Here is a 19,687-nt window from a genome sequence, read left to right on the forward strand (position 1 = left end):
GACTTGTCTTGCTAAATTGACGGGATATCTTCTTACTATATCCCACTTTACGCTTGGCTTTTGTTTAGTTTTCAAAGGGCAGCTGAATCGCTTTGTCGCTTTACGGCGACTTTTATATAATATCACTTCAACAATGCCGTTGTCAACATTCGATTGAAATGAATTTGCGGCGAATAAATTGCTTCGTCCGCAACAAGGATTACTATATCAAAAAAGTGATTCGCGAGCAAGGCAAAATTTAATTTTTTAATTTTGCATAAGCAACTTGCCTTTTTTCGTTGACGTAGAACATTATAATCTCGTTTATTTGCATCCGTCAATATAAAATATTTATGAAATTATTGACCTCCTCCCTCGATATCCGCTAACCTTATTGTTAACCTTAAGAAATACAGGTTAACAAATTTGCGAGAGGAGATCATTTTATTGGCACAACAACATCAAGTTCACATGTTAACGAAAAGTGCGCTATTCATTGCACTCATGGCCGTTTCAGCTAATTTGACAGCCTTTATAACAGTTGGAGCTGTCCCGCTTACCTTCCAGACTGTTATCGCTGCCTTAGCCGGAATCATTCTCGGGAAACGAAATGGCGCACTCGCAATCTTCGGATACGTACTTCTTGGGATATTCGGGGCGCCGGTTTTTGCCGGCTTTTCGGGAGGGCTTCAAAGTTTGCTATCACCGACTTTCGGATTTCTCATTTCTTTTGCGGGGGTAGCTTTCATAACCGGCAAGCTGACAGAATCACTGGCAAACTTGACAAAACAATCTTCTTTTTTCGCTGTTTTCACCGGACTTGCACTGAACTATTTATTCGGGGTTCCTTATCTTGTGCTGTACACCGGCTATCTTTCTGCGATGAATCAAGAAGCGATGACGGCGGCCGCTTTATCTATGATCCCCTTTTTTATTAAAGATGTTGTTTTCGCTTTTATCACGGCTGGGCTTGCATACAAGTTGCGCCGTTACCGCTTCATTCAAAATTCATTTAAAAAAGAGAGCCGGCTTATATCTTGAAGGGGAGTGACGAGTAACAGCAGGAGCAAAAGACTAAACGCCGGCGGCATTTGGCCGCCGGCGTTTACATGATATCAGCAGATATATGCGAAACTCCCCCCTGCTCATCGATACCGCCAATCAAGCTCGCCTTTTCTCCCTTTGACAAAATGCCAATTTCATCTGATATAAGCAAAGAAAAAACATAAAACATTAAATATTTTCGGCAATATAACGAATATTAGCGGTTAATGCATAAAAGTCATCCAAAAAATCACGGTTAATCATCTTTTCTGAACTTGGCGCCCCCGCTGCTTTTGAAAACGTATGGACCCATGGGATTTGTTCTTTTTCAACAAGAGCAGCAACGCGCTCCAACCCATGAAACGAAGCGCCCAAAGCCGTTTCGGGTTCGGTCATAACCGGTAAAAAAGGCTCGTTTAAATCCAGCGGAATTTGTCGGCCGAATTGCGCCTTGGAATAAAAGGCTGGCCGATAATCGCCGCAATCCGTCTCGGCTCCAACCTCTTTTTCACTTAACACAGTCAGGATCCCCTTAGGAGCAAACGAAAAACTGTAATAAACAGCCTCTGACATTAAATAAAAAAACTGATTTACATTCAATTGATTATCAGTCAATTGCTCTGTTATAAGCCGATATGTCCTGCTTTGAATTATTTTGCTCTGGTCGCCCCTAATAAGTAAAACGGTTAACGGATGAGGGAAATTAAATGCTGTTAAATATTCAAACACGAGCGGCAGGATCCGGGCTAAAGTTCCTCTCTTTGCAGATCCTGCTGTTACAACAAGGGGAGCTCCTTCAAACCCGGCCGGCTCATAAGTCATTTCGAACAACTCGGGATCCTTCGCAAAGAGTTCGTGCACACTGCCGAAACCTAAGCCATGAAGGTCATCTTCAGTCAACCTTTTGATAGATATGTTCGAAGGCAAGCGTTCAAAGTCTAGTCGTTCCAAAGCGTCATGTGTGTTTGTATATTGCAACAGCCAAGTAAGTTCGCTTAAATCTGCCGGAATATAAGCCCTCTCTTCACTGCTGATAAAAACAGAATAGGCTTTCGGCAGCCAGCGCGTTATAATGAGGTTGTTCTCAAACAACCCGCGAATCAGCTCATGGAATAAAGCGATTTCTGAAGAAGAAAAAGTTTCTTCTATAATTATGACTGTATCCGCTTTGTGCAGATCGGCTTTCTCCGCCGCTTCTCGCGCCCGGGTGCGCATTTCGTATCCGCTCATTTTCGCCCTTGTGCGGAGACCGACAACAGCAGCATTTTGCTCAGCCAGATAAAAAAAGTTGAAAACCTCTCGCGGATTTACTGGGCCTTGTAACGGTTCCCCGAACAGCTGTTTCAGTTTCGACAACGTTCTCCGGGAAATGCTGCCGTCGTCGTGAAGTGCCGCAACATAAACTGTGCTAAATGCCTTCATCAATTTATCCTCCTCTGATCTGGCACAACCAATGATACAATAATTTCACTTGTGTTATAATGAATGCCTCACAAAGTAAGCGATCTTTTGGACGGATCGCAAGAAAGGAACATCACCGGATTATGGAGATATTTTCTAATTTCCCGTTATGGGCGGCTCTTATATCAATTGGATTTGCGCAATTTATTAAAGTCCCTTTATTTTTTATTGCAACACGAACGTTTGACTGGAGCCTGCTGACGAGCACCGGCGGCATGCCAAGCTCACATTCCGGTGCGGTGACAGCCTTGGCAACTGCTATCGCGATTGATTTCGGAGCGGATTCCCCTTATTTTGCGATCGCCGCTGTTTTCGGTATAATCGTTATGTTCGACGCAACCGGTGTCAGGCGGCACGCGGGCGAACAAGCTACCGTCGTTAATCAGCTCGTGACTGATTTTAATAAAATTGTATCAGAGTTTAAACAATGGCCGGACAAAAAAGAGCAGGAGAAGCGTAAAGAATTGAAAGAACTTCTCGGCCACCAGCCGATCGAAGTCTTTTTCGGCGGCTTGCTCGGTATTGTCATCGCTGTAACGCTCCACTTCACTTATTTCGGAATATAAAAAGAAGCCGGGACAAAAGGTTTCTTGTAAAAGATAAAAAATGGCTCTCACATCAGTGAGGGCCATTCTTATTTACCGGGTTTTGTCTCAGCTTCTTTTTGTTTTAGAACATTTGATATCCGCGATCGCGCAGCATTTTGTTGGCAATCCCGGATAACACCGCACCGATAAACCCGGCCGTTAAAATAATTGCATCTGCCGCCGCTAAAGAAACAAGGCTCTCGCCAAGATCAGTAAATGACGCCCCCGGGTTTGTGAAGTAACTGAAAAATCCGGCATTCCCGACAATAAACATAATCACAATCGGATAAATAATCGCCATTGTCCAAGTAGAACGAAGCAGCATATTTAAAATAAAGCCAATCCCAAAAAACAGAACAAAGTAAAGCAAGATCGCAATGATCATTTGCGGTATATTAAGCATTATCTTTCACCCCCATCAGGTCAAAGTTTAGTTTACTGAATAGAGCCGTTTGCGTCAACGAACAAAGTTTACAAAAAAAGACTCCGGCTAAATAGCCGAAGCACTAAAAAAGCATCATTATCCTGTCTTTTCAGTTTTATCACTTCCGGAACCGGCGCATTGATAGCACGTTTCAGTTCCGCCGAGCAATGGCTGATGGTATCCTTTTCCTTTGCAATACGGACACTCTCCTTGCTTAACTTTTTGCTTCGGCAGCGGCACAGCCTCTCCCCCTCTTATAATATTCAGATATTTCTGACAATATACCATCATCCCGTATATTTGAAAAGAAAAAACTCTTCCGCGCATTTTGAATTGCCGCCCCGCACCTGATTTGTTTCGCTTTTCATAAAAAAACCGGCTGCAGATGCAGCCGGTTAAATCTCTCTAAAATAAATTCAGTTTTCCTTTTTTCAGAACGAGGGGCATTCCGCCGAGCAAGTACAGATAACGATTATCGATCAGTTTTTTGACTGTTGATGCTGACGTGCCATACAACTTGCGATCACCGACAACTCCGATTGCTTCTTTCCCGCCAAGCGAAGCTACCGTTCCTTTTATATCAGGCTGAAATTCTTCCAGTTCCTCTTCTGTGCCTTTAATGAGCGCTTTAATGTTGTTTGCACACGTATAAGACTGTTGAATAGCAATTTGCGCTGTCGGCGGGTACGGCCGATTGATTTCTTCGTTAATAATCAGCGCACAGTCGCCGATAATGAAGACATCTTCGTGACCCGGTGCGCGCAAGTTCGCATCCACTTTGACACGGCCGCGCATCGCTTCAAAACCGGCTTCTTCTACAATACTGTTTCCGCGCACACCGGTCGTCCAGACGATGGTCTGTGAATCAATAACTTCGCCGTCGTCCAGCAAAACCTTTCCGTCCTGAACTTCTTTAATCGGGGTATTAATTTTGAAATTAACCCCGCGGCTTTCAAGCAAATTCATCGCATATTCAACGAGTTCTTCATCGAATCCGGGCAGCGCAGTCGGAGCAGCTTCAATGGAGTACATGGAGACATTCTCACGGGCAATATCGTACTCTTCACACAATTCGGGAATTCGTTCAGACAATTCACCGACAAACTCAATTCCTGTAAATCCTGCTCCGGCAACGACAAAGGTCAACAAAGAATCATCTTTTTCATCCTGCTTATTGTAACTAGCGAACATATATTCAATATGCTCACGAATCAGCCGGACGGAATTCACGCTCCGAATTGAAAAAGCATGGTCGTAAACACCCGGAATACCGAATGTTTCAGGCTGAGAACCAAGCCCGATAACCAAATAATCGTAATCCAATTCTTCTTTATCCAACTTCACTTTTTTATTTTCTTTATCAATACTGACGACACTGTCTTTAATGAAATTTACTTTATGGGTATCAATAATATCAGTGATCTTCATTCTTGTCCGATCGTGATGAAGTGTTCCTGCCGCAGGTTCATGAAGCCAAGTCGTCTGATAGTGATAATCATGCTTATTCACCAGCGTGATTTCTGCGTCTTGATGAAAATTCCCTTTTTGTAAACGAGAAGCTGTCATCATCCCGCCATATCCTGCACCGAGAATTAAAATTTTGGGCTTTCGATTCATTTTACTCACTCCCAATTAATCTTATTGATTACGCTGCCTGTTGAACATTTGCTTTCAACCTGATTTATCGTCAAGTTTGTGATACTGTTCACGTACCAAGGCGAAAAAAATACGTTAAATTGTTCCGGTCCCTCGAGGTTTAAGCTCGTATTTTATCCTTTTTCATCATAGTGTCTACACACATATTTTTCAACAGTAAATTGACGATTTATTGAACATTTTATTAACAAAAAACGAATTTTTCCTTCTACAGAGACTTTACCCCTATTTAAATAGTTTTAATCTATCAATGTTTTTATTCAAACCGCTGGTGAAGCAATTTCTTTGTAATATGAAATAATATCCGCAAGCCCTTTCTTTCAACTTCGAGAAACATTATAATTAAACTGAAGCAACTGTTAATATAGGTGGAGGTGGGAGTTATGTCCGAAGAAAAAGAGGTCTACGATATCACGATTATCGGGGGAGGTCCTGTCGGGATTTTTACGGCATTTTACGCCGGGCTGAGACAGGCAAAAGTGAAACTGATCGAAGCTATGCCGCAATTGGGAGGGCAGCTGTCAGCATTGTACCCGGAAAAGTACATATACGACATCGCCGGCTTCCCGAAAGTAAGAGCTCAAGAACTCGTTGACAACTTAACGGAACAAACGGCGCAGTTTGAACCGACGTATGCATTGGAAGAGTCTGTTGAAAGTGTGGAAAAAGGCGCGGATAACGTCTTTACGCTCAGAACAGATAAAGGGGTTCATTATTCCAAAACGGTTATCATTACCGCCGGAGTCGGCGCGTTTAAACCGCGGCGCCTGGACATTGAAGGCGCAGAACAATTCGAAGGAAAAAATCTGCACTATTTTGTCAATGACCTGAATCAGTTTTCCGGCGATCGCGTCGTATTAGCCGGAGGCGGTGACTCAGCTGTCGATTGGACGTTAATGCTCGAAGAGATTGCTGAGGAAATAACGATTGTGCACCGCCGTAATAAATTCCGTGCTCACGAGCACAGTGTCGAGCAGCTGATGAATTCCGAAAAAATTAATGTTGTCACCCCTTATGTCGTGCATGAACTGCACCATGACGGAGACAAAATCACAGCCGTTACGCTAAAGGAAAAAGACGGCGAGAATACAAAACGAATTGACATCGATACATTGATTGTCAACTACGGCTTTATTTCAAACCTTGGTCCGATCAAAAATTGGGGCTTGGAAATCGAAAAAAATTCAATTGTTGTGAATTCGAACCAAGAAACTAATATTGCAGGCATTTATGCGTGCGGGGATATTTGTACGTATGAAGGAAAAGCAAAACTTATTGCTTCGGGCTTTGGCGAAGCGCCGACTGCCGTTAATAAAGCAAAAGTATACATCGATCCGACAGCCAGCGCCACAGCCGGTCACAGTTCCAGTATCATGTCTTAATCCTGTCCAACCGCTTCGATACATTTGTCTATGTAAAAAGCTCCCTCGTCATTAAACGAGGGAGCTTTTTTTAGCGTTACCGGTTTGTAATCAGCAATCTTCCGGTGTGCCCGCATTTGTCGCCGTACGAAAAGACGAGCCGCAGCCGCAGTTGGCGATCGCATTCGGATTGTCGATCGTAAAACCGCCGCCCATCATATTTTCTTTAAAATCAATCGTCGTGCCTTTGATCATTGAAGCACTTTCATTATCGACTAAAACGTTTAAACCTTCAACTTCGATTAACGTGTCATCTTCATGTTTTTCCGTATCAAATCCCATGCCGTATGAAAGACCGCTGCAACCGCCGCCTTGAACACCGACACGAAGATAAGCTGCCCCCTCTTCTTCCTCCATCATCGCTTTGACCTGATTCGCTGCTGCTTCCGTAATCGTCAGCATATCGTGAGCCTCCTCTATCTTTCAGCGTAGCTTCATTATAAAGCTTTCCCTGCTTCTCAGCAAGGGACAGGAAAGTTGTGAACGTTTAAACGGATTTATTGCCTCGATTAACAAGATGATGATAAGATTAAGTCAGTTTCGAGTTTCGAACATTTTGCAGTATGTTTGGCAGGAACATTTGTTGATACAAGAACAATGCAATTGAATTGAACGTCAGGGGGATTCAAATGAACACGGTGTTACTCGACCCGAATTTGCAAGATATTCAAGAAAAAGTCATGAACGGTGAACGTCTGACTATTGAAGACGGTTTACGGCTATATGAAACAACTGATTTACTCAGTGTCGCTCAACTTGCGAACCAAGTTAACGAGAACAAAAACGGAAAAAATGTTTATTTCATTGAAAATATGTACATCAATCCGACGAATGTTTGTGAAGCCAACTGCACGTTTTGCGGCTTTAAACGCAAACCCGGTGAAGAAGGCGCGTATACGATGCATGAAGAAGAGCTGCTCGAGTATGTAGAAAAGCGGTGGAATGATAATATCCGTGAATTTCATATCGTCGGTGGTCATAATACTGAGGTTCCGTTCGAATACTATTTGAACACGATCCGCACGTTAAAAAAACACTACCCGCAATGTTCGATCAAAGCCTATACCGGGGCAGAAATTGAATTTTTTGCCCGCAATTACGGTTACACGATGCGCGAAGTGCTGGAAATGCTCGTAGAAGCCGGCCTGGACACCCTTCCCGGGGGAGGCGCTGAAATTTTGACCGAACGTTACCGGGAAAAAATGAGTCCGGAAAAAGCAACGACATATGAATGGCTTGAAGCTCATGAAATTGCTCACGAACTCGGCATGAAAACTCACGCAACGATGCTGTACGGTTCGATCGAATCGAAAGAAGAGCGGCTTATTCATATGGACCGTCTTCGTCAGCTTCAAGATAAAACAAACGGCTTCATGGTTTTTATACCGTTGGCGATGCAGCCAAAAAGCGTCAATGCCAGCTTGAAACGTCGAACGACCGCTTACGATGATATGCGTACGATTGCTATCAGCCGTTTGATGCTTGATAATTTTGATCATATTAAGGCTTATTGGATCAATATCGGCCCGCAGCTGACACAAATGGCCTTGACTTACGGCAGCTCGGATATTCACGGCACATTGATCGAAGAGCGCATTTCGCATTCGGCCGGGGCACTGACATCGCAAGGCATCACGCGCGAAGAGTTGATTTATATGATTAAAGGCGCCGATAAAAAGCCTGTTGAACGGGACACATTCTACAATGTCATAAAAGAATATTAATAAAAAACGTCTGTCCTTTCTCAGGACAGACGTTTTATCGTAAAGGTTTAGACGTCCAAAAGTAGTCATCATCGGCTTCTAACACTGTGATCGTCTCTAAACAGCACGGCATGTGAACATTGGCTTTAATACCTTCTTTCGCCCGGGCCAGCCCTTCGGCTGACAAATTTGTCCGAACCTGATCTTCACCGCAAAACGGACAGGACGGCACATATATATCCCCTATTTGTATGTCATAAGGCCACGTGTGGCTAAACGGGATTGGTCTCATTTCGGCTTCTCACTCCCTCTGATTTCCTTGTCAAAGCTTTACCGGGCTCTTTTGCTGCCAATAAGCTCTAAACATTTTAAACCGGTGCTCTGCACCGGTTTAAAACATTGGATTTTCTTCGAGGAATTGATAGACATTTTCAACCAATTCATCGTTTGTCTGACCGGTAACCATCTCTCCGTTTACGAGAGCAAATTTCATTCGCGCGCACTGACCGCAAAAACTTAAACACCCATACTCAATCACATCTAAATCCGGATCATTATCCAGTTTTTCAAATGCATCTTTTGATCCGCTCGCGATGTTGCTCATACAAAATTCTATAATAGGTTTCAAAACCATTCACCTCAATTGCTTCTCCGAATTCACCGTACATGCTATCGCCTGCTTTTCAAAAAGTCAATCATTCTGCACACATTCACTATGTTTATATATTAAACCGTTTTCATTTATTGTTGTCGGATCAAAAAAAAGCTGATATATTTAAACTGTCACTAAATTGTCAAATACTATCGGAGTTTACGCGATCGCTTTTGAGGCTAAGACGGTCTGCTCCATGGTGATCCTTAGGAGGTATGTGCCGTGAAAAAGCTTGTCATCCTTGGAGGAGGGTACGGGGGACTTCGTGCCATTCACAAACTGCTGGATGAAAAAAATATTAAAGAAGTTTCCGTGTTATTAATCGAAAAAGAACCTTATCACAGCCTGAAAACTGAATTTTATGCACTGGCTGCCGGAACGGTGTCTGACCAGGAGTTAAGAATCCAGTTTCCCAATGACATCCGGCTCGAATTAATGTTTGAAACGGTCACCGGCATTGATCTCGAATCTCAGGAGGTGAGCCTCTCCAACGGAGAAGCTGTTTTTTATGATGATTTAATCATCGGTCTCGGCTGCGAAGATAAATATCACGGCGTCCCGGGAGCGGACGAACATACCTTGAGCATTCAAAGCATGAGACGGGCGCGGAAAACATATCAAGTTTTGCAAGGCGTGCGCCCAAACGGCCGGGTAACGATTGTCGGCGCCGGCTTGAGCGGTGTTGAACTCGCCAGTGAACTGCGGGAAAGCCGGCCGGATTTAGAAATTATTCTGTTTGACCGCGGGGAAACGATTCTTTCCATGTTTCCGAAAAAATTGATTAATTATGTAACCGAGTGGTTTGATAACAATGAGGTGCAAATTGTTAATCACGCCAATATTACAAAAGTTGAACGCAACAAAATCTTCAACCACGATGAACCGCTCGAAACAGATGCCGTTATTTGGACGGCCGGGATCCAAGCAAACAAACTTGTCCGGGAGCTCGATGTCCCGCAAGATGCTATCGGACGCCTTAAAGTGACTGAGTATCACCATCTCCCTGATTATAACAATGTGTTTGTCGTCGGTGATTGCGCAACGTCAGAACACGCACCAAGCGCGCAGCTTGCAGAAGCCCAAGCAGAACGGGTCGTCTCGCTGCTCGCAAAAAAATGGAACGGAGAACCGTATCCTGAAGAAATGCCGAAAATTAAGCTGAAAGGGGTGCTCGGTTCGCTCGGAAAAAAGCACGGCTTTGGATATATGGGAGAACGGCCGATGACCGGCCGTGTTCCGCGTGTGTTAAAATCAGGGGTGCTTTGGATGTATAAACATCACTCCGGTTCGTAAAAAAAGCCCTGACAGCGTCAGGGCCCGATCCGGTTACTCCGCCGCAACGTCGGCAAGTGCGGCAACTTCCTTTGCTATATCAGGCAAGTGCGGATCACCTTCCGCTACGACACGTCCGTTTAAAACGACTAACGGATAAAAATACTCGTCAGCTTGAATTTTTCTCGCATAATAACGATCTTCTTCCGTTTGCGGAAATTGAATATCACAGTAGCGGTACTCAATCGCAGCATCCGGAAATTTCCTGTTCAAAGCAGCTTCCAGCCATTCTTTCGTTTCGATTGCGCTTGGAAGATGGATGCAGCTCGCACATTTTTCCTCGGCACCGTATACAGAAATGACAGTTCTCATCTGAACAGCCTCCTTTTGTCTCGCTTGATTGTATTTTATCATACAATCAAGCGGCTGCACGAAAAACGGCGTTCGCAACATTGGAATCGTGTTTACCTGAATTTAAAAGCGAAAAATATAGATTTTTTTCTTCCTCCATACTATAATGGAGTGTAAAGAAAGGAGTGTTCATTAATGGCAACAGAAACAATGGAAAATCAAGTACAGGAAGTCCTCGATAAATTGCGTCCTTTTTTACTTCGTGACGGCGGTGATGTTGAACTCGTCGATATTGAGGACGGTGTCGTAAAAGTTCGGCTCATGGGAGCCTGCGGGTCATGCCCAAGTTCAACGATTACATTGAAAGCCGGGATCGAACGTGCGCTGCTCGAGGAAGTTCCTGGCGTAACGGAACTCGAACAAGTATTTTAATAAGTAATTCTAAAAACGCCGGGGATCCGCTCCCCGGCGTTTTTTTATAAAACTTCTTCGTTAACGATCGCTTCCGGGCTGTTTCCTTCCAATACATTGCGAATGTTCCGGCTGACGAGCGCAGTCATTTCTTTGCGTGTTTCAACACTGGCGCTGCCAATATGCGGAAGGGCTACGACATTCGAATGTTTTAAAAGCGGATGGTCGGCTCCAATCGGTTCATGCCGAAAAACATCCAACCCGGCTGCGGCAATCTCTTTATTTGCAAGCGCCTTTTCCAAATCATTTTCCACCACAACTGAACCTCGCGAAGCATTGATAAAGATTGCCGAGGATTTCATTTTTTCAAAGACCTCATATGTAAACAGATCTTCTGTATCGTTGGTTGCCGGAGCCATGCAGACCACAAAATCCGACGTTTCGATGAGTTCATCAAACGAGACGTAGGAAGCACCGAGTTCGTTTTCCGCTTCCGTTTTTCGGCTGCGGTTGTGATAAAGAATGTTCATATCAAAACCGGTTGCACGCTTAGCTACAGTTTGACCGATTCGGCCCATTCCGACAATCCCGATCGTCTTATGGTGAACGTCATGGCCTGCCATCAATAACGGCGCCCAATTTTGCCATTCACCGTTCTTTACATAATCAACCGCTTCCGGAAGGCGTCTCGCGGTTGCCATCAGCAAGGCAAAGGTTAAATCAGCCGTTGTATCAGTTAATACTTCCGGTGTATTGCAGACGGCAATCTTTTTTTCAGTCGCGTGCGGCACGTCGATATTATCAAAACCGACCGCCAAATTAGCGACGACTTTTAAATTTTCTGCACTGTCAAGCACTTCCGCATCGATTTTGTCTGAGAGCATGGTAAAAAGTGCATCAGATGTTTTCGCCTTTTCTAACAAAACTTCCCGCGGCACCGGGGTTTCTTTATGCGGCCACATTTCGACTTCGGCAACATCCCGGAGAGGTTCTAAACTTTCAGCCGGGACATTTCTCGTAATATAAACGTACGGTTTACTCATCATATTTCACTCCTTCAAATAAGCGTCTGTTTCATTATACATCAGATGATCAGCTGATAAACAGAGTGAAATATTATCGCCTACTCAATCTTCCATTCATCGAGAGACGTTCGAACGTAAGTAGGCTGTACAGCTTTTTCCTGCAGTTCCCGGGGGGATGTCACCCCTGTATGGACTAAAAGTGTATCCATCTCTGCGTTGATTCCCGCCATAATGTCCGTATCGTAATTATCTCCGACCATGAGCGTCTCGGAGCGGTCAGTACCCAACACATCCAGCGCTTGGTCGACAATAACTGATTCCGGTTTGCCGATAAACTGAGGCGAGCGGCCGGTCGACACACTTACTACTGATGTAATAGAACCATTGCCCGGCAGAAGCCCTTCCTCACTAGGGATCGCAACATCAGCATTGGTCGATATAAAAGCGGCTCCTGCCCGGACAGCTAGGCAGGCGTTTGACAGTTTTTCGTAATTAATCGCGCGGTCAATACCGATTACGACTGCTTTCGGCTGTGTTGTCGACAACTTCATACCTTTATCCTTCAAAGCTTGGCTCAGCCCTTCTTCACCGATCATGTACACAGAAGCCGTTCCGAATTGATCGTAAATGTAATTCGCTGTCGCCATGCTGGTTGTAAAAACATCTTTTGCTGTTGCGGGGATATTCATCGCGGAAAGTTTTTCAGCCACTTGTTCCGGAGTGCGCGATGAATTATTCGTCACGAACAAATGCGGAATGTTTTTCTCGTTCAACCGCTCGACAAACTTGGCCGCAGCGTCAATTGTTTCTTCGCCGCGGTACATTGTGCCGTCTAAATCAATTAAATAGCCTTGATAATTTTTCGTCATTTTTATCCTCCCTTTCCAAAAAGAAGCGCCGCTCAACTGAGCGGCGTTAGTTATGAGCTTGACTGTTTACGATTTTATAATAACAATGATCTCCCTGTCCAGTTGCCATGCACAATTCACACGTAACGCCATCCGTTTCTAACAAATCCTTAAACAATGACTTCTGCGCTTCGCAAATAACCGGGAATTCTCTCGCAACTTCTGCAATCGGGCAGTTAAATTCTTTTAACAAATAACCGCCTGTTTCATCTTCACACACTTCAGCCATATAACCGAGCTCACTTTGAATCGCTGCCAGTTCTTTAACCCGTTCATCGAACCCTTTCATAAACATGCGCTTTTCATATGTTCTCTTTAAACGGTCCTTGCGGCGCTCAAACAGTTCTTCAATTTTCGTCATCCCGTCTGTTTCTTGAATAATCTTCAACAATTCGATCGACAGTTCACCGTAAGAACGGGGAAACAGCTCTTGACCTTCGTTGGAGAGTTCATACACGTTCGTAGGCCGTCCCATCGCTTGACGCTGTAAAGTCGTTACCACGACATGATCACGTTCGAGCGTGTTTAAATGGCGCCGAACGGCCATCTCGGTTATATTTAACTCTGCAGCGATAGCTGATACCGTCATTTGTTCCCGCCGTTTTAACAATTCGATAATCTGTTCGCGTGTCGAGGTGGTTTTCATTGTCGTCATATGCTCACCTTCCTTCTCCTTTCATTCTAGCCGAGGATGAGGGCGGTGTAAATTTGCTGTTATGAAAGTTTGCAAAATTGACGCATTGTGTTCTTAATTTGTTCACTATTTCACATTATTCTTTTTGCGGCAAGAAAGCAGAGACGGGTCCCTCTTCCTCTGCAATATAGGTCCGAACGTTGGCCGGAAAACGCATAAAGCTGTCAAATTCCTGGATAAGCGCTGAAAAAAGCGCTTCATGGTCGATTTCTGTATACTCTTGCATCAGCGTATTCCGCCAAGGGATCACACGCTGCACGGCATCTCTGTCGTTATCGGAGATGACTTTTTCGTCGGCAAGGATCGTCAAGATGTCATGATATCCGCCTGGGTCGCGCATAATAAAGCCGTCGATCATTTGATTGCCGACATCGATAATGATTTCAATCAGCAGATGAGCTGTTCGCTCAACCGCTAATTTTTCCGGCATCGATTCGGGAACTTCAAGGTTCGCGCATTCAGCCGCCAGCAGTTCAAAGTATGCTAAGCGGTTTTCCAGCAAATTTTTGTCAACAAAGTACAAAGCCTTAACTCCCCTTTAATAATGATTATTGTGTGCAAAAACACCCTCCCGTGATAAACTGATGTCAAAAGACTGCATTGATGAGAGGATGACGGGAATGTCTGAACGATTTTTTCTGTACGATGAAAATGAACCGACTGACACACGGTACGTAAGTTTCATGGGAGAAGCGCAGCGATTTGATTTAGCGATTGTGCAAACAAACCGGTATTATGGGAAAAAGCTCGTTTTAGATATGCAGTCGAGCCGTTACGGCATTATCGGTCAAGACGATTTGGAAGAAGAAGGTTACCTGGAGCAAGCTTTTCGGCTCGACGACGACGATGCCGAAGAACTTCGCGATTTTCTTAAAGAAGTGATTTGACCTAAACGCACAGCTGCCCGGTCACTCGGGAAGCTGTGCGTTTTATTTGTCTTTTGTATCAACAGCTGAATCGTCTTTTTTCTCGGCAGCCGGCACCTTTTTCAGCACGAAATAAGCGCAGCCGAAATTGCAATATTCATAGAGGTATTCAGGTAAGAACGTAATTTTTGACTCAAATGCTGCTTTTTTCTGGTCTTCACTATAAAACCCTTTTAAGCGAAGTTTCTCGTAACCCCAATCGCCGACGACGTAATCGTATTTATTTAACACATCGCTGTAGCGTTCGACAAACGCTTCTTCAACGAATCCTTCTTTGACATTTTCAACAATTTCATATGTAATGCCTTGGATTTCAATCATTAAAACCACCTGCCTTCTCTACCTATCTTGCCTTATTCTAAAAGGAATTTCAATACAAAAAGCCTCTGCAGCCGTTCAGCTGCAGAGGCTTTAACCCGATTATCCGAAAAGGTTTTGCCATAGTATCCAGAGGATGCCGATCGGCGCTATCAAGCGAATGAACCAGATCCAAACATTGCCGATCGCTGTCTCTGTTAAGCCGGTTTCCTGCAGGGCATCCACTTTGTTCCAACCCCAGCCGACAAATAGAGCAATGACTAATCCGCCAAGAGGCAAGGTATATTGGTCAGTCAGTGTGTCTACAGCATCCAAAAACGGCAACCCGGCAATCGTAAACTCTGTTAACGGGCCGCCTTGGCTCAATGCAGACGGAATGCCCAACAACGTGACGGCAATACCGGCCATTAGAGTTGCTCTGTGACGGGAAACTTCCAGTTTGCGCATCACATAAGAAACGGAAACCTCCAAAAGCGAAATCGCGGATGAGAGAGCCGCAATGGCAACAAGAAAGAAAAAGAAAATCGCAAAAATTGTTCCTGCCGTGCCCATTTCATTAAATACTTCCGGCAAAACAACAAAGATTAAGCCCGGGCCGTCTGCCGGATCAACGGCATACGTGAAAACAGCCGGGAAGATCATAATGCCGGCAACAATCGCAAACAACGTATCTAAAACAACGACGCCTCCGGCCGCACTTGGCAGGCGGGTTTCTTTCGGCAGATAACTGCTGTATGTGATCATCGCGCCCATGCCGAGCGACAAGGTGAAAAAGGCCTGACCTACTGCGGAAGCATAGATCGCCGGATCAGCAAACGCCGTCCAATCGGGGGCGAATAAAAAGCTTAAGCCTTCACCCGCACCTTCCAACGTCAGACTGTATCCCGCAAGCATAATTAAAATAATCGCAAGCAGGGGCATAAAGATACGGTTGGCCAATTCGATCCCTTTTTTCACACCAAAATAAACAATTGAGACAACAAAGGCCATAAAAAGAATTTGCCAAAATACCGGTCCGATCGTTCCGCCAATAAATTCGCCAAAAAACCCTTCGTATGTGCCCGGTTCTAAACCGACTGCCGCTCCAGTTAAAAAGCTGTATAAGAAATACAATACCCAGCCGGCAATTACACCGTAAAACGATAATATTAAAAACGATGTCACAACACCGAGCACACCGCCGATTACCCACGGCTTGCCGGGCGCAAGATTATGAAATGAACCGACGACGTCCGCTTGACCTTTACGGCCGATCGAAAATTCAGCAAGCAAAACCGGCAGTCCGATTAAAAAAATACATAATAAATAGATAAGTAAAAACGCTGCACCGCCGCTTTCCCCTGCTACATAAGAAAAACGCCAAATGTTTCCGAGACCGACTGCGGAACCAACTGCCGCTAAAATAAAACCTAATTTCGTTGCCCATTGTTCTCTTCCGTTAGCCATGACTCCAACCCCTTTCGTTTTCTGCATCTAAGCAATCAATACTAGATATTTGCCAGACTCTTTGTACCTCCCCTCCAAATGAACGACCTTTTTCCCCACTTGTTATTTCATTATAGTTATCAGACAATTTAATGTAAAGTATTTTCCGAATATTCATAAAAAAACACATTCCCTGTCATGCCTTGACAAGGAATGTGTCCGTTATTAAGCCGTCCGTCCAGCTGTAAATAACCGCAAAATAATGACGATAAGAATAAACAGCACGGCTCCCAAAGCTAATCCTGCGAGCACACTGCCGGTAAAACCCAGCGCTAAAAATCCGGCAATACTGATCACACCGACTAATAATGCGTACGGAAGCTGTGTCAGTACGTGATCGATATGGTGACTGCCTGCCCCCGTTGAAGAAAGAATCGTCGTATCCGATATCGGTGAACAGTGATCGCCGAAAATCGAGCCGGCAAGCACAGCTGCTAATACCGGGAGGATCATAGAGATATCAGTTGCGGCAGCGATATCCCCTGCAATCGGAAGCATAATCCCGAATGTACCCCAAGACGTGCCTGTACTGAATGCCATCACACCTGCAATCAGAAATAAAAGCGCCGGCAGCAAACCGAGATGGATATGTTCATTAACGAGTCCCGCTAAATACTCCCCGGTCCCTAATTCATCAATGATTTCAATAATCGTCCAGGCAAAAATCAAAATGTAAATTGCCGGAAGCATTGATTGAATGCCTGCATACACACCCGTGCCGAACTGTCGGAATGACAGCCGGCGGATAAAAGCAAGGATAACGGTTATGACAAGACTGATTAACCCGCCGTAAAGCAAAGACGCGGCAACATCAGTGTTTTCAAATGCGGACAATACAGTCGCTTCACCTTCAGTACCTTGAATCCCGGTGAATACCATAAAGAAAACAGTCGCGACAATCAGCGTGACGATCGGCCAAATGAGATCGCCGACTTTCCCGGTTACAACCGGTTTGGCCGCCTCGCTCTCTCCGGGGACAGCTCCTTTTTCCGGGTCTACAAGCTGCGCTGAACTCATCGCCCGGTCTTCGTGCAGTTTCATTAAGCCGAAATCCAGTTTATAATAAGCGACCGCAAAGACAAGCAATATTGCAAAAATCGCGTAGAAATTCATCGGCGCGATCATAATAAAGGCTTGAAGCGCCTCATATTGTGTTACCCCGTGACTGACTAAAATGCCGCCGATAATTGTGATGATATAGGCGCCCCAGCTCGACACAGGCGAGATGACACAAATCGGAGCAGCCGTCGAATCAACGACGTACGCCAGCTTAGCCCGGGATATTTTATGACGGTCCGTAAACGGGCGGCTGATATTTCCGACTGTCAAACTGTTGAAGTAGTCGTCAATAAAGATTAAGATCCCGAGAAAGCCTGATGTGAACTGAGCGCCGGTGCGGGTCTTCACTTTTTTCAACGCCCACTCACCGAACGCGCGGCTCCCCCCGGTCAACGTAATAAATGAGGCGATCATACCGAGCGTTAATAAAAACAATAAAATGTAAAATTCCCACGTATTCACTCCGCCGTCAACGTAAAATATATCGGTCACGATTGACAATACTTGCATCATCGCTTCGTTGACGAACATTTCTTCTCCTTGATTCACCATCAGCGCTCCGACAATAATTCCAATTCCGAGCGAAAGCAGCACTTTTTTTGTCAAAATGACCATTAAAAGCGCCAACAGAGGCGGCACAAGCGATAGTACTCCATGGTCCATTGATACGTTTCCTCCTTAACTGATCTTATAAAAAACGTCAAAAAAAAGCACAGGGGCATCACCTGTGCTTTTAAATCATGTCGAATCAAAGCAATCGAACGTCCCCATCCTTAACATTGTCAGTAGTCCTCCACAGCAAGTTGGTGCTGTGACAGTGCACCGCCTGTTCGGCGGCACCCCAGCCTGCAAGCGGCGGGACCGCTGCAAACTTCGGCAAATACTCCTTTTCGGCTTTTTCATCACTTCCCCGCAGTTCAAAAGCCGTACTGATCGCATTTGCGCCTCTACCTCACCTGCAAACGATGAGGTTTTCTGTTATCTGCTTTTTACAACGATCACTATGTTAACAAATCAAATTCAGAGAATCAAGTGTTAATACGTTTATATACCCGAAAAACATGCGGATACGGATTCTTTTCGTCCTCGCTCCCGCGTTGTTCCCATGTGAGTTCCCACTCTTGCAAAGAAAAATCAGGAAAATAGGTATCGCCCGCAAATGTTTCTTCAATTACGGTGATATACAATTCATCCGCATGCGCGATGGCGTGCTGATAGATTTCTGCGCCGCCGATGACAAACCCGTCCTGTTCATCAATTAGCTGCAGCGCTTGATCGAGATCATGATGCACGGCAACGCCTTCTGCAGAAAATTGCCGGTTCGACGTTACGACAATGTTTTCCCGTTTCGGGAGCGGGCGCCCGATCGAAAGAAATGTTTTTCTTCCCATCAATATCGGCTTGCCTTCTGTTGTTTCTTTGAAAAATTTCAAATCGTTCGGCAAATGCCAAGGCATCGCCCCGTTGCTGCCGATTATTCCGCATTGATCCATCGCTGCGATCAGCCGAATCATATCGAGATTTCTCCTTTAATCGCCGGATGATGCTCATAGCCGATCAGCTCAAAATCATCGATCGTAAAGTCTTCAATCTTGGTCCGATCCGGATTGAGCTTCATTTCCGGGCGGGGAAACGGCTCTCTTGTCAGCTGCTCTTTTACTTGCTGCACATGATTGTTATATATGTGAACATCACCAAACGTATGGATGAAATCGCCCGGTTTTAGCCCGCATTCTTGTGCAACCATCATCGTCAAAAGCGCGTAAGAAGCAATATTAAACGGAACACCGAGAAACAAATCGGCGCTTCGCTGATAAAGCTGGCATGAGAGCTTACCGTCAGCGACATAAAATTGGAACAGACAGTGACAAGGCGCAAGCGCCATGTCATCGAGCTCGCCGACGTTCCATGCGTTGACTACGTGGCGGCGTGAATCTGGATTATGTTTGATTTGTTCGATCACGTCCCGGAGCTGATCGACAGATTCCCCGTTCGGAGCCGGCCAGCTTCGCCATTGGCGTCCGTATACCGGACCGAGATCGCCGTTTTCATCCGCCCATTCATTCCAAATGCGCACATTATTGTCTTGCAGATACTGCACATTTGTGTCTCCTTGAATAAACCATAACAGCTCATGGATGATTGCCCGCAGCGCCATCTTCTTCGTCGTGACGACGGGAAATCCCTCCGCAAGATCAAAGCGCATTTGATAACCAAACGTGCTGATCGTTCCTGTTCCTGTGCGGTCATCTTTTTCCGTTCCTCTTTCCAGCACATGCCGGCATAAGTTTAAATAAGCGTACAAAAAGCA

At 45.0% G+C, this 19,687-nt stretch carries 24 protein-coding genes and 1 riboswitch; of the genes, 7 read left to right on the forward strand and 17 right to left on the reverse strand.

The window, feature by feature from the left end:
* Nucleotides 1-426 precede the first annotated feature (426 nt).
* Nucleotides 427-1,020 carry a biotin transporter BioY gene (locus tag EDD67_RS00005; RefSeq protein WP_093075232.1) on the forward strand — a complete coding sequence of 198 codons (594 nt, stop codon included), beginning with the start codon at nucleotides 427-429 and terminating at the stop codon, nucleotides 1,018-1,020.
* A gap of 192 nt (nucleotides 1,021-1,212) precedes the next feature.
* Here the strand turns inward: EDD67_RS00005 and EDD67_RS00010 are convergent, their stop codons facing one another.
* Entirely contained in the window at nucleotides 1,213-2,445 is a 1,233-nt protein-coding gene (locus EDD67_RS00010) for a hypothetical protein (RefSeq protein ID WP_121439187.1), read from the reverse strand.
* 122 nt (nucleotides 2,446-2,567) lie between these two features.
* Here EDD67_RS00010 and EDD67_RS00015 point away from each other — a divergent pair, with 122 nt between their 5' ends.
* Nucleotides 2,568-3,050, forward strand: coding sequence for a divergent PAP2 family protein (locus EDD67_RS00015; protein WP_093075226.1), 483 nt, complete (start codon nucleotides 2,568-2,570; stop codon nucleotides 3,048-3,050).
* A 103-nt stretch (nucleotides 3,051-3,153) separates the two neighbouring features.
* Here EDD67_RS00015 and EDD67_RS00020 read toward each other — a convergent pair whose 3' ends face one another.
* From EDD67_RS00020 to EDD67_RS00025, 3 genes are all read right to left on the reverse strand, one after another.
* Nucleotides 3,154-3,474 (reverse strand): YuiB family protein, encoded by a 321-nt coding sequence (locus EDD67_RS00020; protein ID WP_121439188.1) that lies wholly within the window; start codon nucleotides 3,472-3,474, stop codon nucleotides 3,154-3,156.
* 117 nt (nucleotides 3,475-3,591) lie between these two features.
* On the reverse strand, nucleotides 3,592-3,822 hold the full coding sequence (locus EDD67_RS14200) for a YuiA family protein (RefSeq protein ID WP_371859246.1): 231 nt from the start codon (nucleotides 3,820-3,822) through the stop codon (nucleotides 3,592-3,594).
* A gap of 78 nt (nucleotides 3,823-3,900) precedes the next feature.
* Entirely contained in the window at nucleotides 3,901-5,112 is a 1,212-nt protein-coding gene (locus EDD67_RS00025; RefSeq protein ID WP_121439189.1) for an NAD(P)/FAD-dependent oxidoreductase, read from the reverse strand.
* A gap of 422 nt (nucleotides 5,113-5,534) precedes the next feature.
* On the opposite strand from EDD67_RS00025, the gene EDD67_RS00030 reads away from it, so the two are divergent.
* Nucleotides 5,535-6,533, forward strand: coding sequence for an NAD(P)/FAD-dependent oxidoreductase (locus EDD67_RS00030; protein ID WP_093075215.1), 999 nt, complete (start codon nucleotides 5,535-5,537; stop codon nucleotides 6,531-6,533).
* 90 nt (nucleotides 6,534-6,623) lie between these two features.
* On the opposite strand, the gene EDD67_RS00035 is transcribed toward EDD67_RS00030, so the two are convergent.
* Nucleotides 6,624-6,974: a HesB/IscA family protein gene (locus EDD67_RS00035; RefSeq protein ID WP_093075212.1), complete on the reverse strand. Its 351-nt coding sequence runs from the start codon at nucleotides 6,972-6,974 to the stop codon at nucleotides 6,624-6,626.
* A 227-nt stretch (nucleotides 6,975-7,201) separates the two neighbouring features.
* Between EDD67_RS00035 and mqnE the strand changes: the two genes are divergently transcribed.
* Nucleotides 7,202-8,296 (forward strand): aminofutalosine synthase MqnE, encoded by a 1,095-nt coding sequence (mqnE, locus tag EDD67_RS00040; protein WP_093075210.1) that lies wholly within the window; start codon nucleotides 7,202-7,204, stop codon nucleotides 8,294-8,296.
* 34 nt (nucleotides 8,297-8,330) lie between these two features.
* On the opposite strand, the gene EDD67_RS00045 is transcribed toward mqnE, so the two are convergent.
* Nucleotides 8,331-8,567 carry a hypothetical protein gene (locus EDD67_RS00045; protein ID WP_093075207.1) on the reverse strand — a complete coding sequence of 79 codons (237 nt, stop codon included), beginning with the start codon at nucleotides 8,565-8,567 and terminating at the stop codon, nucleotides 8,331-8,333.
* Nucleotides 8,568-8,666: 99 nt separating this feature from the next.
* The gene (locus EDD67_RS00050; protein WP_162843769.1) at nucleotides 8,667-8,903 is read right to left on the reverse strand and encodes a YuzB family protein; all 237 of its coding nucleotides are present in this window, start codon (nucleotides 8,901-8,903) and stop codon (nucleotides 8,667-8,669) included.
* Between the two features lie 246 nt (nucleotides 8,904-9,149).
* Between EDD67_RS00050 and EDD67_RS00055 the strand changes: the two genes are divergently transcribed.
* Nucleotides 9,150-10,220: an NAD(P)/FAD-dependent oxidoreductase gene (locus EDD67_RS00055; RefSeq protein ID WP_093075201.1), complete on the forward strand. Its 1,071-nt coding sequence runs from the start codon at nucleotides 9,150-9,152 to the stop codon at nucleotides 10,218-10,220.
* A 33-nt stretch (nucleotides 10,221-10,253) separates the two neighbouring features.
* Here the strand turns inward: EDD67_RS00055 and EDD67_RS00060 are convergent, their stop codons facing one another.
* Nucleotides 10,254-10,571: a DUF1462 family protein gene (locus EDD67_RS00060; RefSeq protein ID WP_121439190.1), complete on the reverse strand. Its 318-nt coding sequence runs from the start codon at nucleotides 10,569-10,571 to the stop codon at nucleotides 10,254-10,256.
* A 174-nt stretch (nucleotides 10,572-10,745) separates the two neighbouring features.
* Between EDD67_RS00060 and EDD67_RS00065 the strand changes: the two genes are divergently transcribed.
* Entirely contained in the window at nucleotides 10,746-10,982 is a 237-nt protein-coding gene (locus EDD67_RS00065; RefSeq protein ID WP_093075195.1) for a NifU family protein, read from the forward strand.
* Nucleotides 10,983-11,026: 44 nt separating this feature from the next.
* Here the strand turns inward: EDD67_RS00065 and EDD67_RS00070 are convergent, their stop codons facing one another.
* The 4 genes from EDD67_RS00070 to EDD67_RS00085 all read right to left on the reverse strand — a co-directional run bounded on the left by EDD67_RS00070 (nucleotide 11,027) and on the right by EDD67_RS00085 (nucleotide 14,111).
* Nucleotides 11,027-12,004, reverse strand: a complete 978-nt coding sequence (locus EDD67_RS00070; protein ID WP_093073898.1) for a 2-hydroxyacid dehydrogenase — start codon at nucleotides 12,002-12,004, stop codon at nucleotides 11,027-11,029.
* An 80-nt stretch (nucleotides 12,005-12,084) separates the two neighbouring features.
* On the reverse strand, nucleotides 12,085-12,855 hold the full coding sequence (locus tag EDD67_RS00075) for a TIGR01457 family HAD-type hydrolase (protein WP_121439191.1): 771 nt from the start codon (nucleotides 12,853-12,855) through the stop codon (nucleotides 12,085-12,087).
* A 46-nt stretch (nucleotides 12,856-12,901) separates the two neighbouring features.
* Nucleotides 12,902-13,549, reverse strand: a complete 648-nt coding sequence (locus tag EDD67_RS00080) for a helix-turn-helix transcriptional regulator (RefSeq protein WP_121439192.1) — start codon at nucleotides 13,547-13,549, stop codon at nucleotides 12,902-12,904.
* Between the two features lie 115 nt (nucleotides 13,550-13,664).
* Nucleotides 13,665-14,111: a DUF86 domain-containing protein gene (locus EDD67_RS00085; protein ID WP_093073904.1), complete on the reverse strand. Its 447-nt coding sequence runs from the start codon at nucleotides 14,109-14,111 to the stop codon at nucleotides 13,665-13,667.
* Between the two features lie 97 nt (nucleotides 14,112-14,208).
* Here EDD67_RS00085 and EDD67_RS00090 point away from each other — a divergent pair, with 97 nt between their 5' ends.
* A complete protein-coding gene (locus EDD67_RS00090) occupies nucleotides 14,209-14,475 on the forward strand; it encodes a DUF3055 domain-containing protein (protein WP_093073906.1) in 267 nt (88 codons plus the stop codon).
* Nucleotides 14,476-14,517: 42 nt separating this feature from the next.
* Here EDD67_RS00090 and EDD67_RS00095 read toward each other — a convergent pair whose 3' ends face one another.
* The 5 genes from EDD67_RS00095 to EDD67_RS00115 form a co-directional block, all read right to left on the reverse strand.
* Nucleotides 14,518-14,835 carry a YutD family protein gene (locus EDD67_RS00095; RefSeq protein ID WP_121439193.1) on the reverse strand — a complete coding sequence of 106 codons (318 nt, stop codon included), beginning with the start codon at nucleotides 14,833-14,835 and terminating at the stop codon, nucleotides 14,518-14,520.
* Nucleotides 14,836-14,934: 99 nt separating this feature from the next.
* On the reverse strand, nucleotides 14,935-16,278 hold the full coding sequence (locus tag EDD67_RS00100) for a sodium-dependent transporter (protein ID WP_121439194.1): 1,344 nt from the start codon (nucleotides 16,276-16,278) through the stop codon (nucleotides 14,935-14,937).
* A 204-nt stretch (nucleotides 16,279-16,482) separates the two neighbouring features.
* Complete coding sequence (locus EDD67_RS00105; protein WP_121439195.1) at nucleotides 16,483-18,039, reverse strand: Na+/H+ antiporter NhaC family protein; 1,557 nt, start codon at nucleotides 18,037-18,039, stop codon at nucleotides 16,483-16,485.
* Between the two features lie 115 nt (nucleotides 18,040-18,154).
* A riboswitch (Lysine riboswitch) is annotated at nucleotides 18,155-18,334 on the reverse strand.
* Nucleotides 18,335-18,404: 70 nt separating this feature from the next.
* A complete protein-coding gene (locus EDD67_RS00110; RefSeq protein WP_121439196.1) occupies nucleotides 18,405-18,890 on the reverse strand; it encodes a dihydrofolate reductase in 486 nt (161 codons plus the stop codon).
* Nucleotides 18,887-19,681: a thymidylate synthase gene (locus EDD67_RS00115; RefSeq protein WP_121439197.1), complete on the reverse strand. Its 795-nt coding sequence runs from the start codon at nucleotides 19,679-19,681 to the stop codon at nucleotides 18,887-18,889. Before EDD67_RS00115 ends, EDD67_RS00110 begins: the two co-directional genes overlap by 4 nt.
* Nucleotides 19,682-19,687 lie beyond the last annotated feature (6 nt).

The sequence above is a fragment of the Salisediminibacterium halotolerans genome, from assembly GCF_003814815.1.
Taxonomy (GTDB): Bacteria; Bacillota; Bacilli; order Bacillales; family Salisediminibacteriaceae; genus Salisediminibacterium; species Salisediminibacterium halotolerans.

Bases quoted from the DNA above. Each gene is read 5' to 3' on its own strand.
- EDD67_RS00010 (WP_121439187.1), bottom strand. From the start codon at position 2,445: ATGAAGGCATTTAGCACAGTTTATGTTGCGGCACTTCACGACGACGGC.
- EDD67_RS00100 (WP_121439194.1), bottom strand. From the start codon at position 16,278: ATGGCTAACGGAAGAGAACAATGGGCAACGAAATTAGGTTTTATTTTA.
- mqnE (WP_093075210.1), top strand. From the start codon at position 7,202: ATGAACACGGTGTTACTCGACCCGAATTTGCAAGATATTCAAGAAAAA.
- EDD67_RS00110 (WP_121439196.1), bottom strand. From the start codon at position 18,890: ATGATTCGGCTGATCGCAGCGATGGATCAATGCGGAATAATCGGCAGC.
- EDD67_RS00105 (WP_121439195.1), bottom strand. From the start codon at position 18,039: ATGGACCATGGAGTACTATCGCTTGTGCCGCCTCTGTTGGCGCTTTTA.
- EDD67_RS00045 (WP_093075207.1), bottom strand. From the start codon at position 8,567: ATGAGACCAATCCCGTTTAGCCACACGTGGCCTTATGACATACAAATA.
- EDD67_RS00075 (WP_121439191.1), bottom strand. From the start codon at position 12,855: ATGACGAAAAATTATCAAGGCTATTTAATTGATTTAGACGGCACAATG.
- EDD67_RS00095 (WP_121439193.1), bottom strand. From the start codon at position 14,835: ATGATTGAAATCCAAGGCATTACATATGAAATTGTTGAAAATGTCAAA.
- EDD67_RS00060 (WP_121439190.1), bottom strand. From the start codon at position 10,571: ATGAGAACTGTCATTTCTGTATACGGTGCCGAGGAAAAATGTGCGAGC.
- EDD67_RS00015 (WP_093075226.1), top strand. From the start codon at position 2,568: ATGGAGATATTTTCTAATTTCCCGTTATGGGCGGCTCTTATATCAATT.
- EDD67_RS00030 (WP_093075215.1), top strand. From the start codon at position 5,535: ATGTCCGAAGAAAAAGAGGTCTACGATATCACGATTATCGGGGGAGGT.
- EDD67_RS00025 (WP_121439189.1), bottom strand. From the start codon at position 5,112: ATGAATCGAAAGCCCAAAATTTTAATTCTCGGTGCAGGATATGGCGGG.
- EDD67_RS14200 (WP_371859246.1), bottom strand. From the start codon at position 3,822: ATGCGCGGAAGAGTTTTTTCTTTTCAAATATACGGGATGATGGTATAT.
- EDD67_RS00080 (WP_121439192.1), bottom strand. From the start codon at position 13,549: ATGACGACAATGAAAACCACCTCGACACGCGAACAGATTATCGAATTG.
- EDD67_RS00035 (WP_093075212.1), bottom strand. From the start codon at position 6,974: ATGCTGACGATTACGGAAGCAGCAGCGAATCAGGTCAAAGCGATGATG.
- EDD67_RS00090 (WP_093073906.1), top strand. From the start codon at position 14,209: ATGTCTGAACGATTTTTTCTGTACGATGAAAATGAACCGACTGACACA.
- EDD67_RS00070 (WP_093073898.1), bottom strand. From the start codon at position 12,004: ATGAGTAAACCGTACGTTTATATTACGAGAAATGTCCCGGCTGAAAGT.
- EDD67_RS00065 (WP_093075195.1), top strand. From the start codon at position 10,746: ATGGCAACAGAAACAATGGAAAATCAAGTACAGGAAGTCCTCGATAAA.
- EDD67_RS00020 (WP_121439188.1), bottom strand. From the start codon at position 3,474: ATGCTTAATATACCGCAAATGATCATTGCGATCTTGCTTTACTTTGTT.